This is a genomic window from Marivirga sericea (genome assembly GCF_900177665.1).
Lineage (GTDB): Bacteria > Bacteroidota > Bacteroidia > Cytophagales > Cyclobacteriaceae > Marivirga > Marivirga sericea.
This window is the reverse complement of sequence record NZ_FXAW01000007.1, coordinates 33,665-48,414: the sequence shown is the minus strand read 5'-3', so window position 1 is coordinate 48,414 and position 14,750 is coordinate 33,665. Positions and strand designations below refer to the sequence as shown.

The 14,750-nt window shown below is 37.3% G+C and carries 11 protein-coding genes; all 11 read left to right on the top strand.

All coding sequences use genetic code 11. The annotated features are described in order from the left end of the window. Positions 1–169: 169 nt before the first annotated feature. The 11 genes from rpoB to rplB all read left to right on the top strand — a co-directional run bounded on the left by rpoB (position 170) and on the right by rplB (position 14,749). Positions 170–4,042, top strand: a complete 3,873-nt coding sequence (gene rpoB, locus B9Y84_RS15540; protein WP_085518314.1) for a DNA-directed RNA polymerase subunit beta — start codon at positions 170–172, stop codon at positions 4,040–4,042. A gap of 52 nt (positions 4,043–4,094) precedes the next feature. Next, the gene (gene rpoC / locus B9Y84_RS15535) at positions 4,095–8,393 is read left to right on the top strand and encodes a DNA-directed RNA polymerase subunit beta' (protein ID WP_085518313.1); all 4,299 of its coding nucleotides are present in this window, start codon (positions 4,095–4,097) and stop codon (positions 8,391–8,393) included. Positions 8,394–8,431: 38 nt separating this feature from the next. Beyond that, on the top strand, positions 8,432–8,758 hold the full coding sequence (locus B9Y84_RS15530) for a DUF3467 domain-containing protein (RefSeq protein WP_085518312.1): 327 nt from the start codon (positions 8,432–8,434) through the stop codon (positions 8,756–8,758). A 126-nt stretch (positions 8,759–8,884) separates the two neighbouring features. Further along, complete coding sequence (gene rpsL, locus B9Y84_RS15525; protein ID WP_013455147.1) at positions 8,885–9,259, top strand: 30S ribosomal protein S12; 375 nt, start codon at positions 8,885–8,887, stop codon at positions 9,257–9,259. Positions 9,260–9,265: 6 nt separating this feature from the next. Further along, positions 9,266–9,733 (top strand): 30S ribosomal protein S7, encoded by a 468-nt coding sequence (rpsG, locus tag B9Y84_RS15520; RefSeq protein WP_085518311.1) that lies wholly within the window; start codon positions 9,266–9,268, stop codon positions 9,731–9,733. Positions 9,734–9,744: 11 nt separating this feature from the next. Then, on the top strand, positions 9,745–11,862 hold the full coding sequence (gene fusA, locus B9Y84_RS15515; RefSeq protein ID WP_085518310.1) for an elongation factor G: 2,118 nt from the start codon (positions 9,745–9,747) through the stop codon (positions 11,860–11,862). A gap of 9 nt (positions 11,863–11,871) precedes the next feature. After that, positions 11,872–12,177: a 30S ribosomal protein S10 gene (rpsJ, locus tag B9Y84_RS15510; protein ID WP_013455150.1), complete on the top strand. Its 306-nt coding sequence runs from the start codon at positions 11,872–11,874 to the stop codon at positions 12,175–12,177. 178 nt (positions 12,178–12,355) lie between these two features. After that, the gene (gene rplC / locus B9Y84_RS15505) at positions 12,356–12,994 is read left to right on the top strand and encodes a 50S ribosomal protein L3 (RefSeq protein ID WP_085518309.1); all 639 of its coding nucleotides are present in this window, start codon (positions 12,356–12,358) and stop codon (positions 12,992–12,994) included. Between the two features lie 2 nt (positions 12,995–12,996). After that, positions 12,997–13,623, top strand: coding sequence for a 50S ribosomal protein L4 (rplD, locus tag B9Y84_RS15500; RefSeq protein ID WP_085518308.1), 627 nt, complete (start codon positions 12,997–12,999; stop codon positions 13,621–13,623). Between the two features lie 5 nt (positions 13,624–13,628). Continuing rightward, entirely contained in the window at positions 13,629–13,916 is a 288-nt protein-coding gene (gene rplW, locus B9Y84_RS15495) for a 50S ribosomal protein L23 (RefSeq protein WP_085518307.1), read from the top strand. 11 nt (positions 13,917–13,927) lie between these two features. Continuing rightward, positions 13,928–14,749 carry a 50S ribosomal protein L2 gene (gene rplB, locus B9Y84_RS15490; RefSeq protein WP_085518306.1) on the top strand — a complete coding sequence of 274 codons (822 nt, stop codon included), beginning with the start codon at positions 13,928–13,930 and terminating at the stop codon, positions 14,747–14,749. The last annotated feature ends 1 nt before the right edge of the window (position 14,750 follow it).

Below are 14,750 nucleotides of genomic sequence, written 5' to 3'. Positions count from 1 at the left end.
AGTTGATCCTGAAAGGATTAACTGATTTCTGCCCAAGAAATTAGGCCTGGTCCCCGATGACGATTTTTCGTTTTCGTGGTCAGGTCTTTTCCTGTTTGTACTAATTTATGCAGCAGGATAGTGCTTAATTGCACACTATAGATTTACACAACTTTAAATATTCAGAGCCTTGGCTAATATAAATCAATCTGAAAGAATCAATTTCTCCTCAATTAAGGCAGTAATTGATTATCCTGATTTCCTTGATGTTCAACTCCAATCTTTCCAGGATTTTTTCCAATTGGAAACTCCCGCTGAAAAGAGAGCTGAAGAAGGAATTTTTAAAGTATTTCAAGAAAATTTCCCTATTTCTGATTCCAGAGAGAATTTCGTTTTGGAATTTGTTGATTATTTGGTAGATCCACCAAAATATGATATTGATGGATGTATTGATAGGGGATTAACTTATTCTGTTCCTTTGAAGGCAAAACTACGTTTGATTTGCAATGATGAGGATAATGAAGACTTTGAAACCATTGAGCAAGAGGTATTTTTAGGGAACATCCCTTATATGACCGAAAAAGGCTCATTTATCATTAATGGTGCTGAACGTGTGATTGTTTCACAATTGCATAGATCACCTGGTGTGTTCTTTGCTCAAAGTAAACACACCAACGGGACGAAATTATATTCTGCACGAATCATTCCTTTTAAAGGTTCTTGGATTGAATTCGCTACCGATGTGAATAATGTCATGTATGCGTACATTGACAGGAAGAAGAAATTCCCTGTGACTACATTGCTACGTGCAATTGGTTATGGTTCTGATAAAGATATTTTAGATCTCTTTAATTTGTCTGAAGAGGTCGATGGTACTAAAGCAGCGCTGAAAAAGGTCATTGGACGTAAATTGGCCGCTAGAGTATTGAAGACTTGGACGGAAGATTTTGTGGATGAAGATACTGGAGAGGTTGTATCTATCGATAGAAATGAAGTCTTATTGGAAAGAGATTCTGTTATAGAAGAAGAAGATATAGAATTAATTATTGATGCTGGTGTTAAGTCCATCATTCTTCATAGAACTGATGTTAATATCACTGACTACAGCATTGTTTATAATACGCTTCAGAAGGATAACTCCAATTCAGAAAAGGAAGCAGTTGAGCAAATTTATCGTCAATTGCGTAATACTGAAGCTCCTGATGAAGCAACTGCAAGAGAGATAATTCAAAATCTTTTCTTTTCAGAGAAGAGATATGACTTAGGTGAAGTTGGTAGATATAGAATCAATAAAAAATTAGGTTTAGATATAGACGCTGAAACTAAGGTCTTAACGAAGGTGGATATAATCCATATTGTGAAATACCTTATTGGCTTGATCAACTCTAAAGCTATTGTTGATGATATTGACCACTTAAGTAATAGAAGAGTAAGAACAGTAGGGGAGCAGTTATACGCTCAATTCGGTGTTGGTTTGGCTAGAATGGCAAGAACCATCAGAGAAAGAATGAATGTGAGAGATAACGAAGACTTTAAGCCGGTTGATTTAATAAACGCTAGGACATTGTCTTCTGTTATAAACTCATTCTTTGGTACCAACCAATTATCTCAGTTTATGGATCAAACGAATCCATTATCTGAGGTAACCCATAAAAGGAGAATGTCAGCATTAGGACCTGGTGGTCTTTCTAGAGAACGAGCAGGTTTCGAGGTTCGTGATGTTCACTATACTCACTATGGTAGATTATGTACAATTGAAACGCCTGAGGGTCCAAACATTGGATTGATTTCTTCATTGTGTGTACATGCCAAAGTAAATGGTATGGGATTCATTGAAACTCCGTATAGGAAAGTTGAAGGTGGTAAAGTAGATATGAGTGGTAATGTACTATACCTTACTGCTGAAGAGGAAGATGATCATAATATTGCGCAGGCTAATGCCCCTATAGATGACTCTGGTAAATATCTTAATGATAGAGTGAAAGCGAGATTTGAAGGTGATTTCCCAGTGTTAGAACCGAAAGAGCTTTCGTACATGGATATTGCTCCTAATCAAATTGTTTCCGTTGCTGCTTCAATGATTCCATTCTTGGAGCATGATGATGCGAACAGAGCTTTGATGGGATCAAACATGCAGCGTCAAGCTGTTCCTTTATTAAGACCAGAAGCACCAATTGTAGGTACGGGTCTTGAAGGAAGAGTTGCCAGAGATTCTAGATCAATGATTGTAGCAGAAAAAGACGGAGTTGTTGTTTTTGTTGATGCTACAAAAATTGTCGTGAAATACGACATGAATGATGAGGAAGAATTGGTTTCATTCGAAGATGATGATAGGGTATACGATCTAATCAAATTCAGAAGAACTAACCAGAATACAACTATCAACCTTAGACCACTAGTTTACAAGGGTGATAAAGTGAAAAAAGGTCAAATCCTTTGTGATGGTTATGCAACTGAAAAAGGTGAATTAGCTATTGGACGTAACATGAAAGTGGCATTTATGCCATGGCAAGGTTACAACTTTGAGGATGCGATTGTAATCTCTGAAAGAGTTGTTAGAGAAGATATATTTACTTCTATTCACATTGAAGAATTTGAATTAGAAGTTAGAGATACTAAGCGTGGAGAGGAAGAATTAACTTCTGAAATTCCAAATGTTAGTGAAGAAGCGGTTAAAAACCTTGACGAAAACGGTATCATCAGAACGGGTACTGAAATCAAAGAAGGAGATATCCTTATTGGTAAAATCACACCTAAAGGTGAAACTGATCCAACTCCTGAAGAAAAGCTTTTAAGAGCAATTTTCGGAGACAAAGCGGGTGATGTTAAAGATGCTTCGATGAAAGCTTCACCATCTTTAAGAGGTGTAGTGATTGATACCAAGCTTTTTGCTAGACACAAAAAAGATAAGGACGGAAGAGCGGACGCTAAGAAAGAAGTTGTTGTTTTGGCGAAAGAATATAGCCGTCAATTATTGAAATTGAGAAATCTTAAGATCGAGAAATTAGCTACTTTACTTGAAGGTAAAACTTGTCAAGGAATCAAGCATAAGTTTGGTGACGAGATCATGAGTAAAGGTGTTAAATTCACTCAAAACAATATTGAAAAGAACTTATTCCCTGAGAAGAACATTTACAGAGATGAAAGTAACTACAATGTTCCTGAAGAGGTGAATTTGATTTCTGATTTGATTTTGGATAATTGGACTAACGATGATAATACTAATAAGCTTATCGTTGATTTAGTTAGAAATTATAACAAAAGAAGAAACGAAATAGCAGGTAAATTTAAGAGAGAGAGATTTACTATTGAAGTAGGAGATGAATTGCCAGCAGGTATAGTTCAGCTTGCTAAAGTTTATGTTGCTAAAAAACGTAAATTGAAAGTAGGAGATAAAATGGCCGGTCGTCACGGAAACAAAGGTGTTGTAGCCAAAATAGTTCGTGATGAAGACATGCCATTCTTAGAAGATGGAACCCCAGTAGATATCGTATTGAATCCGCTAGGTGTACCTTCAAGGATGAACATAGGTCAGATCTATGAAACTGTGTTAGGTTGGGCAGGATTGAAATTAGGTAGGAAGTATGCTACACCTATTTTTGACGGTGCATCCTCTGATGAAGTTTCTGCTGAATTAGCTGAAGCTGGCTTACCTGAATTTGGTAGAACACATCTTTATGACGGTTTAACAGGTGATATTTTTGACCAAAAAGTTACTGTCGGAGTTATTTACATGCTGAAATTAGGTCACTTAATTGATGACAAGATGCATGCTCGTTCTATCGGACCATACTCACTTATAACTCAGCAACCATTGGGTGGTAAAGCTCAGTTTGGTGGTCAGCGTTTCGGTGAGATGGAGGTTTGGGCATTGGAGGCCTTCGGTGCTTCTCATGTTCTGCAAGAGATTCTTACAATCAAATCAGATGATGTGATTGGAAGAGCTAAAGCCTACGAAGCTATTGTCAAAGGTGAAAATATGGGTAAACCGAATATTCCTGAATCATTCAATGTATTGGTTCATGAATTAAGAGGTCTAGCTCTAGAAATCACTCTAGACTAATTTCATTTGTTTTATCGGGGCTTTAACCGGCCCCATTTAGATATACTTTATTATGGCGTTCAAGAAAAATAAAAAAATTAACACTGACTTTTCAAAAATCACCATTAGCTTGGCTTCTCCAGAATCTATTCTGGAAAGTTCTCATGGTGAAGTCACTCAGCCTGAAACCATTAACTACCGTACTTATAAGCCGGAAATGGGTGGTCTATTCTGTGAAAGAATATTTGGACCTGTAAAAGACTGGGAATGTCATTGTGGAAAATATAAAAGGATCAGATATAAAGGCATCATTTGTGATAGATGTGGTGTTGAAGTAACTGAAAAGAAAGTTCGTAGAGAGCGAATGGGGCATATCGAATTGGTAGTACCTGTTGCTCATATTTGGTATTTTAAGTCTCTACCTAACAAAATAGGATACCTATTGGGTCTACCAACGAAAAAGTTGGATCAGATTATTTACTATGAAAGATACGTAGTAATTCAGCCAGGTGTGAAGGAAGAGGACGGTATTGCCTACATGGATTTCTTGACGGAAGATGAATATTTAGATATTTTAGATAAACTTCCGGCAGAAAATCAGAAGTTAGACGATGACGATCCAAACAAGTTTATAGCTAAAATGGGAGCAGAGTCTCTGGATATGCTTTTAAGCAGAATTCAGTTAGATGAGCTTTCTTATGAATTAAGACATCAGGCAGCGACTGATACTTCTCAACAACGAAAAGCAGAAGCTTTAAAGAGATTGAGAGTAGTAGAAGCTTTCCGTGATGCAAGAACAAGAATCGAAAATCGTCCAGAATGGATGATCATCAGAATGGTGCCTGTAATTCCGCCTGAACTAAGACCTTTAGTACCTCTTGACGGTGGTAGATTTGCGACTTCTGATTTGAATGATTTATACAGAAGAGTTATTATCAGAAACAACCGTCTAAAAAGGTTGATCGATATCAAAGCGCCTGAAGTTATCCTTAGAAATGAGAAGAGGATGTTGCAAGAAGCTGTTGATTCATTGTTTGATAACTCAAGAAAAGTAAATGCAGTAAGATCTGATGGAAACAGAGCTTTGAAGTCCCTTTCTGATATGTTGAAAGGTAAGCAAGGTAGATTCCGTCAAAACTTATTAGGTAAAAGGGTGGATTATTCTGGTCGTTCTGTAATTGTTGTAGGACCGGAGTTAAAAATGCACGAATGTGGTTTGCCTAAAAACATGGCCGCTGAGCTTTTCAAACCTTTCATCATTAGGAAATTAATTGAAAGGGGTATCGTGAAAACGGTGAAGTCTGCAAAGAAAATTGTAGATAGAAAAGATCCTGTGGTTTGGGATATTTTAGAGAATGTGATGAAAGGACATCCTGTGCTATTAAACAGGGCTCCAACACTTCACCGTTTAGGTATACAAGCCTTCCAGCCGAAATTGATTGAAGGTAAAGCAATTCAGTTACACCCATTAGCGTGTACTGCATTTAATGCCGATTTTGATGGTGACCAAATGGCGGTTCACGTTCCTTTAGGACATGAAGCTATTTTGGAAGCTTCAACTTTAATGCTTTCTTCTCATAATATATTAAATCCTGCAAACGGGGCTCCTATTACTGTACCATCTCAGGATATGGTTTTAGGTCTGTATTATGTTTCTAAAGGAAGAAAATCAACTAAGGAAGAGCCTGTAATTGGTGAAGGTAAAAGATTCTATAGCTCTGAAGAAGTAATTATTGCTATCAATGAGAAGAAGCTTTCAAAACATGCAAATATTCAGTTAAGAACTAAGGTGCGAAATGCTGACGGTGAGCTTGAGACTAAAATAGTTGATACTGTTGCAGGTCGTGTAATTTTCAATGAAAGTGTACCAGAAGAGGTAGGTTACATTGATCAATTATTGACTAAAAAGAACTTACAGGGTATTATTGCGCATGTATATAAATTAGCAGGATCAGCTAAAACTGCTAATTTCTTAGATAATATTAAGGAATTAGGTTTCCAAAGTGCTTATAAAGGAGGTCTTTCAATGGGACTTGGCGATATTATGGTTCCTGAAGTGAAGGATACCTTGGTAGAACAAGCCAAAGAAGAAGTTGATGCAGTGTGGAACAACTACTTGATGGGTCTAATCACTGATAATGAGCGATACAATCAGGTAATTGATATTTGGACTAGAATTAACTCTCAATTGACGAATACCTTGATGCAACAATTGGAAGAGGATAATCAAGGATTTAACTCTATCTATATGATGATGCACTCAGGAGCCCGTGGTTCAAGAGAGCAGATTCGTCAGCTGGGTGGTATGAGAGGTTTGATGGCTAAGCCACAGAAAAACCTAGCAGGATCAGTTGGAGGTATTATTGAAAACCCAATTTTATCTAACTTCCGAGAGGGGCTGGATGTAATTGAGTACTTTATCTCTACCCACGGTGCTAGAAAAGGTCTTGCTGATACGGCATTGAAAACTGCCGATGCTGGTTACTTAACCAGAAGGCTAGTAGATGTAGCACAAGATGTTGTTGTAAACGATGTGGATTGTGGCACATTACGAGGATTGAATGTTTCGGCATTAAAAGATAATGATGAAGTTGTTGAATCACTGTATGAGCGTATTCTTGGAAGAGTGAGTGTACATGATGTATTTCACCCACAAACTGATGAATTGATCGTTGAATCAGGTGAAACAATCACTGATGATATTTGTGAAAAAATCGATGAGGCTTTAATTGAAGAAGTTGAAATACGATCTGTCTTAACTTGTGAAACTCGTCAAGGGGTATGTAGTAAGTGTTATGGAAGAAACTTAGCGACATCTAAGATTGCTCAAAAAGGTGATTCAGTTGGTGTAATTGCAGCACAATCAATCGGTGAGCCTGGTACTCAGTTAACATTGAGAACCTTCCATGTTGGGGGTACTGCTTCTAACATAGCTGTTGAAGCTACAATCAAAGCGAAGACTGCCGGAGTAGTTGAATTTGAAGATTTGAGAGCTATCCAGTCTACGGATGATGAAGGTGAATCAAGAACGGTGGTGATGGGAAGATCAGGTGAAATCAAAATCATCGATCCGAAAAGCAAGAAAGTATTGATGAGTAATCACGTTCCTTATAGTGCTACACTTAAGGTCAAAGAAGGAGAAAAGGTTGATAAAGATCAGGAACTTTGTTTCTGGGATCCTTATAACGCTGTGATTCTTTCTGAGTTTGAAGGAGTAACTGAATTCGAAAGTATCGAAGAAGGAATAACCTATAAGGAAGAGTCAGATGAGCAAACAGGACATAGGGAGAAAGTTATTATCGACACGAAAGATAAAACCAAGAATCCTGCTGTTATTGTAAATACAAAAGGTCAGGACCCGAAAACTTATAACATTCCTGTTGGCGCTCACTTGTCAGTTGATGAGGGGGCTAAGCTTAAGCCAGGTCAGATTTTGGCTAAGATTCCAAGATCTACAAGTAAGTCTAAGGATATTACAGGTGGTCTTCCGCGAGTTACAGAATTGTTTGAGGCAAGAAATCCTTCAAATCCAGCAGTAGTGTCTGAGATAGATGGTGTTGTAACTTTTGGAGGTATCAAAAGAGGGAATAGAGAAATATATATTGAATCAAAAGACGGAGTTAAGAAGAGATATTTAGTGTCACTATCGAAACATATTTTGGTTCAGGACAATGACTTTGTAAAAGCAGGTTATGCACTATCAGATGGTGCTACTACACCTTCTGATATATTGTCAATTAAAGGTCCGACTGCTGTGCAGGAATATATTGTAAACGAAATTCAGGAAGTTTATCGATTACAAGGTGTGAAAATCAATGATAAACACATTGAAGTGATCGTAAGACAAATGATGCAAAAAGTTCAGGTATTAGAATCAGGTGACACTACATTCTTGCCTAACCAAGTGGTTGATCGCTTTGTGTTCCGAGAGGAAAACGATAGAGTTTTAGATATGAAAGTAGTGACAGATGCAGGTGATTCACCTAATTTGAAGCCAGGTCAAATCATCTCTGCTAGGAAATTAAGGGATGAAAACTCTACTCTGAAAAGAAAGGACTTGAAGTTAGTGAAGACTAGAGATGCTGAACCAGCTGTTTCTAAACCTACATTGCAAGGTATCACACAGTCCTCTTTAGGAACTGAAAGTTTCATTTCAGCAGCCTCTTTCCAAGAGACTACTAAAGTGCTAAGTGAAGCTTCTATTAGAGGTAAAGCAGATCATTTAAATGGTCTTAAGGAAAATGTAATTGTAGGGCATTTAATCCCTGCTGGTACAGGTTTGAGTGATTGGAGCGAAATGATTGTTGGGTCTCAGGATGAACTTGACAGTATGAAGGAAAGTAAAGTAAAAGAAGAAAAGACTGAAGCTTAATTCAGTCTTTCTTTAGATGATAAAATCCGATTCATAAAATGGAGGACAAGAAAGAGAATAAGAAACAACAAAATCAGATTAATATTGAGCTTCCCGATGATGTTGCAGAAGGAGTCTATGCTAATTTGGCGATGGTTGCACACTCGAATAGTGAATTTGTGATTGACTTCATTCGGTTGATGCCGGGGGTGCCAAAAGCAAAGGTAAAATCTAGAGTTGTAGTTACTCCAGAGCATGCAAAAAGGCTTTTGAATGCCTTAAAGGATAATATAAGTAAATATGAAAGTAATTTTGGTCCGATAAAGCAATCGGAAGAATCGCCAAAATTTCCGATGAATTTCGGTTCAAATGTTGGAGAAGCGTAAGCTTATTCCTTATAAATTAGGACTTTGTGAAAATAATTAATCAGATGTGTTTGGATAATGCATCTGATTTTTTACCTTTGCAGTCCTAAAAATCTCAAGTAGTAATAGAAGATAAAGTTATAATAAATGCCTACTATACAACAATTAGTTAAAAAGGGTAGAAAGAAATTGACTTCTAAGTCAAAGTCTCCTGCTTTGGATTCTTGCCCACAAAGAAGGGGTGTATGTACTCGTGTTTATACCACCACTCCAAAAAAGCCAAACTCAGCAATGAGAAAGGTGGCTAGGGTTAGGTTGACCAATCAAAAAGAAGTGAACGCTTATATTCCTGGTGAAGGTCATAACCTTCAAGAGCACTCTATTGTGTTAATCAGGGGTGGAAGAGTAAAAGATTTACCCGGTGTGAGATATCACATTATTAGGGGTGCGTTGGATACAGCCGGTGTAAACGGTCGTACCCAAAGAAGATCAAAATATGGAGCAAAAAGACCTAAGAAATAAAAAACGATGAGGAAAGCAAAACCTAAAAAACGATATATCCTTCCAGATCCGAAATTTGGAGATACTTTGGTTACAAAATTTGTTAACTACCTAATGGTTGATGGAAAAAAAAGTGTTGCTTACAACATTTTTTATGAAGCATTAGCTATGGCGGAGGAGAAAACAAAAGAGAACGGTTTAGAAGTTTGGAAGAAAGCGTTAGCTAACATCTCTCCTGCAGTTGAAGTAAAAAGTAGAAGAGTTGGTGGAGCTACATTCCAAGTACCTCTTGAAGTTCGTCCTGAAAGAAAGACATCTCTAGGAATCAAGTGGATGATTACATTCGCAAGAAAAAGAGGTGAAAAAACTATGACGGAACGTTTGGCTGGTGAAATCATCGCTGCTTCTAAAGGTGAAGGAGCTGCTATCAAAAAGAAAGATGATACGCACCGTATGGCTGAAGCAAACAAAGCATTTTCTCATTTTAGATTTTAAAAGCTAGTATAATGGCAAGAGATCTCAGACTAACACGTAATATAGGTATCGCAGCACATATCGATGCCGGAAAAACTACTACTACTGAAAGGATTTTATACTATACAGGTGTAAGTCACAAATTAGGTGAAGTTCATGATGGCGCAGCTACTATGGACTGGATGGAACAAGAGCAGGAAAGGGGTATTACGATTACTTCAGCTGCTACTACTGTATTTTGGCCTTATAAAGATGAGGAGTATCATATAAATATTATTGACACTCCAGGACACGTTGATTTTACTGTTGAGGTAAATAGATCTTTAAGAGTTTTAGATGGTCTAGTATTTTTATTTAGTGCGGTTGATGGTGTTGAGCCACAATCTGAAACTAACTGGAGACTAGCTGATAATTATAATGTTTCGAGACTTGGCTTCGTGAACAAAATGGACCGAGATGGTGCCGATTTTTTAAACGTTTGTAAGCAGGTTAAAGAAATGTTAGGAACTAAGTCAGTTCCATTGCAATTGCCTATCGGAGCCGAAGGTAATTTCAAAGGTGTTGTTGATTTAGTGGAAATGAAGGCCTTCGTTTGGAACGAAGAAGATATGGGTATGACGTGGGAAGAAGTGGAAATACCTGCGGACATGCAAGATGAGGTAAGCGAATATCGCGAGCACTTATTAGAATCAGTTGCAGAGTATGACGAATCCTTAATGGAAAAATACTTTGAAGACCCTGAGACTATTACCAGAGATGAAGTGATTGCTGCTTTAAGAGCTGCAACTTTGGACTTGGCATTTGTTCCAATGTTATGTGGATCAGCCTTCAAAAATAAAGGAGTCCAGACCATGTTGAATTATGTAATGGAACTTTTACCATCTCCTTTGGATAGAGATAATATTGTTGGGACGGATCCTGATACTGATGAGAAAACTACAAGAAAACCTACATCTGAAGATCCATTCGCAGCATTAGCATTTAAAATTGCTACCGATCCATTCGTAGGTCGCTTATGCTTTGTAAGATCTTATTCTGGTACTTTAGACTCTGGTTCTTATGTATTCAATACTAGAACTAATAAAAAAGAAAGGATTTCAAGAATTTTTCAAATGCATGCAAATAAGCAAAACCAAATTGATACACTTCATGCTGGTGATATTGCTGCAGTTGTAGGATTTAAAGATATCAAGACAGGCGATACACTTTGTAACGAGAAACATAAAATTGTTCTTGAATCAATGAATTTCCCTGAGCCAGTGATTGGTTATGCAATTGAGCCTAAGACACAGGCAGATGTTGATAAGATGGGTATGGCGATTGCTAAATTGGTGGAAGAAGATCCAACTCTTTTAGTAAATACTGATGAAGAAACTGGGCAAACAATCCTAAGAGGTATGGGAGAATTGCACTTAGATATCATCATGGATCGATTAAGAAGAGAGTTTAAGGTAGATATCAACCAAGGTGCACCACAGGTAGCATATAAAGAAGCAATCAGTGCTTTAGTTGATCACAAGGAGGTTTATAAAAAGCAGTCTGGTGGTAAAGGTAAATTTGCTGACATTGTATTTAAGTTATCTCCTGCAGAGCCTAACGAAAAAGGTGAGATCGAGCCAGGATTACAATTTGATAATAAGATTACTGGTGGTGTTATTCCGAAGGAGTTCATTCCAGCAATTCAAAAAGGATTTACTGAGGCTATGTCGAATGGTCCTTTGGCAGGATATCCAATCGAAGCGATGAAAGTTGAACTATACCATGGTAGTTTCCATGACGTGGATTCAGATGCTTTGTCATTTGAACTGGCTGCTAGAATCGGCTTCAAAGAGGCAGCTAAGAAAGCGGGTCCTCAATTACTTGAACCAGTAATGAAAGTAGAAGTGCTTACTCCTGAAGAGTATACTGGTCCTGTTACAGGTGATTTAAATAAGAGAAGGGGATTAATGAAAGGAATGGATCCTAAAGGAGCAGCTCAAGTTATCAGAGCTGACGTTCCATTGTCAGAGTTATTCGGATATGTAACAGACTTAAGAACTATAAGTTCCGGTAGAGCTACAGCATCCTTAACTTTTTCACACTATGACCCAGTTCCTCGAAATATTGCGGAAGAAGTAATTGCAAAATCTAAAGGGGAGACTGTTAAATAATTAGGAATCATGAATCAAAAAATCAGAATAAAGTTAAAATCATACGATCACAATTTAGTAGACAAGTCTTCTGAGAAAATTGTGAGAGCTGTAAAAACAACAGGTGCGGTAGTTAGTGGTCCAATCCCTTTGCCTACAGAAAAAGAAATTTTTACAGTTTTGCGTTCACCTCACGTGAACAAAAAGTCTCGTGAGCAATATCAATTATGTACTTTCAAAAGACTAGTTGATATTTATTCAAATAGCGCAAAAACAGTTGATGCTTTAATGAAACTTGAGCTTCCTAGTGGAGTTGATGTTGAGATTAAGGTGTAATCGAATATTATTTAAAATTAGAAAAACCAATGGTCTTGTTATCATTGGTTTTTCTTTTTTGGAATTTTGTATTTTTTAATGTTGTAAGTTTTGTAGCTTATAATATTTTACTAACTTTGCAGTCCTTTCGGGAAAAGCTACGGTAAAACCCGTTAAAAGGTTGTTAATCAAATTAATAATGTCAGGAATAATAGGAAAGAAAATCGGAATGACTAGTATCTACGGTGTCGATGGACGAAATGTCGCATGCACGGTGATAGAAGCTGGTCCTTGTGTGGTTACACAAGTAAAAAAAGAGGAAACCGATGGTTATTCTGCTATTCAATTGGGCTATGATGAGCGCAAGGAGAAGAATACACCAAAAGCATTGCAAGGGCATTTTAAAAATGCTCAAACAACGCCAAAGAAGAAGCTAGTTGAGTTTCGTGAATACGAAGGTTATGATACTTTTGTTGACAAGTATAGTCTTGGACAAACGGTAACTATCGGCGATGTTTTTGAAGAAGGCGATTTTGTAGATGTTGCAGGTTCTTCAAAGGGTAAAGGTTTCCAAGGTGTTGTAAAACGTCATGGTTTTGGTGGGGTTGGTCAAGCAACTCATGGTCAGCATAACAGACAAAGAGCACCGGGTTCAATAGGTGGTGCTTCTTATCCGGCAAGAGTTTTTCCGGGTATGCGTATGGCCGGTAGAACAGGAGGGGATAGAGTTAAAAACACTAATTTGAGAGTGTTAAAAGTGATCCCTGAAAAGAATTTACTTTTAGTAAGTGGTTCAATACCGGGTGCAAAAAATTCATTTGTAATAATAGAGAAATAAAGATGGAGCTTTCAATTATAAAACATACAGGCGAAGACACCGGAAGAAAAGTTTCTTTATCGGATGCCATCTTTGATATAGAGCCAAATGATCACGCTATTTATTTAGATGTGAAGCAGAAAATGGCTAATGCGAGACAAGGAACGCATAAATCTAAAGAGAGAGCAGAAATTTCAGGTTCAACCAGAAAGATTAAAAAGCAGAAAGGTACTGGTACTGCTCGTGCGGGTAGTATTAAATCTCCGATATTTAAAGGTGGTGGTAGAGTATTTGGTCCTAGACCGAAAGACTACAGCTTTAAATTGAATAAAAAGCTAAAGTTGGTGGCGAGAAAGTCTGCTTTAACTTACAAAGCTAAAGATCAGATGATTTCGGTATTAGAAGGGTTTACTTTTAATGAAGTGAAAACGAAATCTTACACAGAAATGCTGAGCAAGTTGTCTTTGGATAATAAAAAGACACTTTTAGTTCTTCCAGAAGTAGATAAAAATATCGTGCTTTCTGGTAGAAATGTTAAAAACACGCAAGTAACTACAGTTGATTCATTAAATACGTATGATGTTCTTCATGCTGATCAGTTGCTATTCGTTGAAGGTTCTTTAGAGAAAATAGAAAACTTATTTAAGTAAAAGATATGAGCGTTTTAATAAAACCACTTGTAACGGAAAAAGTCTCAGACCTCAACGAAAAAGGTAAATATGGATTTGTTGTAGATATTAATGCTAACAAAATCCAAATTAAAGCTGAGGTTGAAAAGACGTACGGTGTAAATGTCGAGAGCATCAATACTATGAAGTATTTGGGCAAACAAAAATCTCGTTATACTAAGTCTAGGATTCTTACTGGAAGAAAGCCTAGTTTCAAAAAAGCAATTGTAACTGTAGCAGAAGGAGAGGTAATCGATTTCTACAGCGAAATTTAATGATCTGAAAAATGGCAGTTAAAAAATTAAGACCAGTTACAGCTGGACAAAGATATAGATTAGCACCGGTTTATACCGAGCTAAGTAAAGTGGCTCCTGAGAAGTCATTGCTTGCTCCAAGTAAGAAATCAGGTGGAAGGAATAATTCAGGACGTATGACTATGCGCTATTTAGGTGGTGGTCATAAGCAAAGTTTAAGAATTATTGATTTCAAGAGGAATAAATTGAATATTCCTGCTAAAGTAGCGACCTTGGAATATGATCCGGGTAGAACGGCTTTTATAGCTTTATTGCACTATGCTGATGGAGAAAAGAGATACATCTTAGCTCCTAACGGATTGAAAGTAGGAGATACTATAGTTTCAGGTAAGGGTATAGCACCTGAGGTTGGAAATGCTCTTCCCTTGTCTGATATTCCTTTAGGTACAATAATTCATAATATTGAAATTAAACCTGGTGCAGGTGGTGCAATGTCAAGAAGTGCTGGATCATATGCACAGTTATTGGCTAGAGATGGTAAATATGCTACTTTGAAATTGCCTTCTGGTGAAATGAGATTAGTATTGGCAACTTGTATGGCTACTGTAGGAACTGTATCTAATGGCGATCATATGATTGTTAAGTTAGGGAAAGCAGGTCGTAAGCGTTGGTTAGGTCGTAGGCCTAGAACCAGAGCGGTTGTTATGAACCCAGTTGATCACCCAATGGGTGGTGGTGAAGGTAAATCTTCAGGAGGTCACCCTAGATCAAGAAAAGGTTTATTGGCTAAAGGTTTGAAAACCAGAACGCCTAAGAAATATTCCAATAAATTAATTATCGGTAAAAAGAAATAAT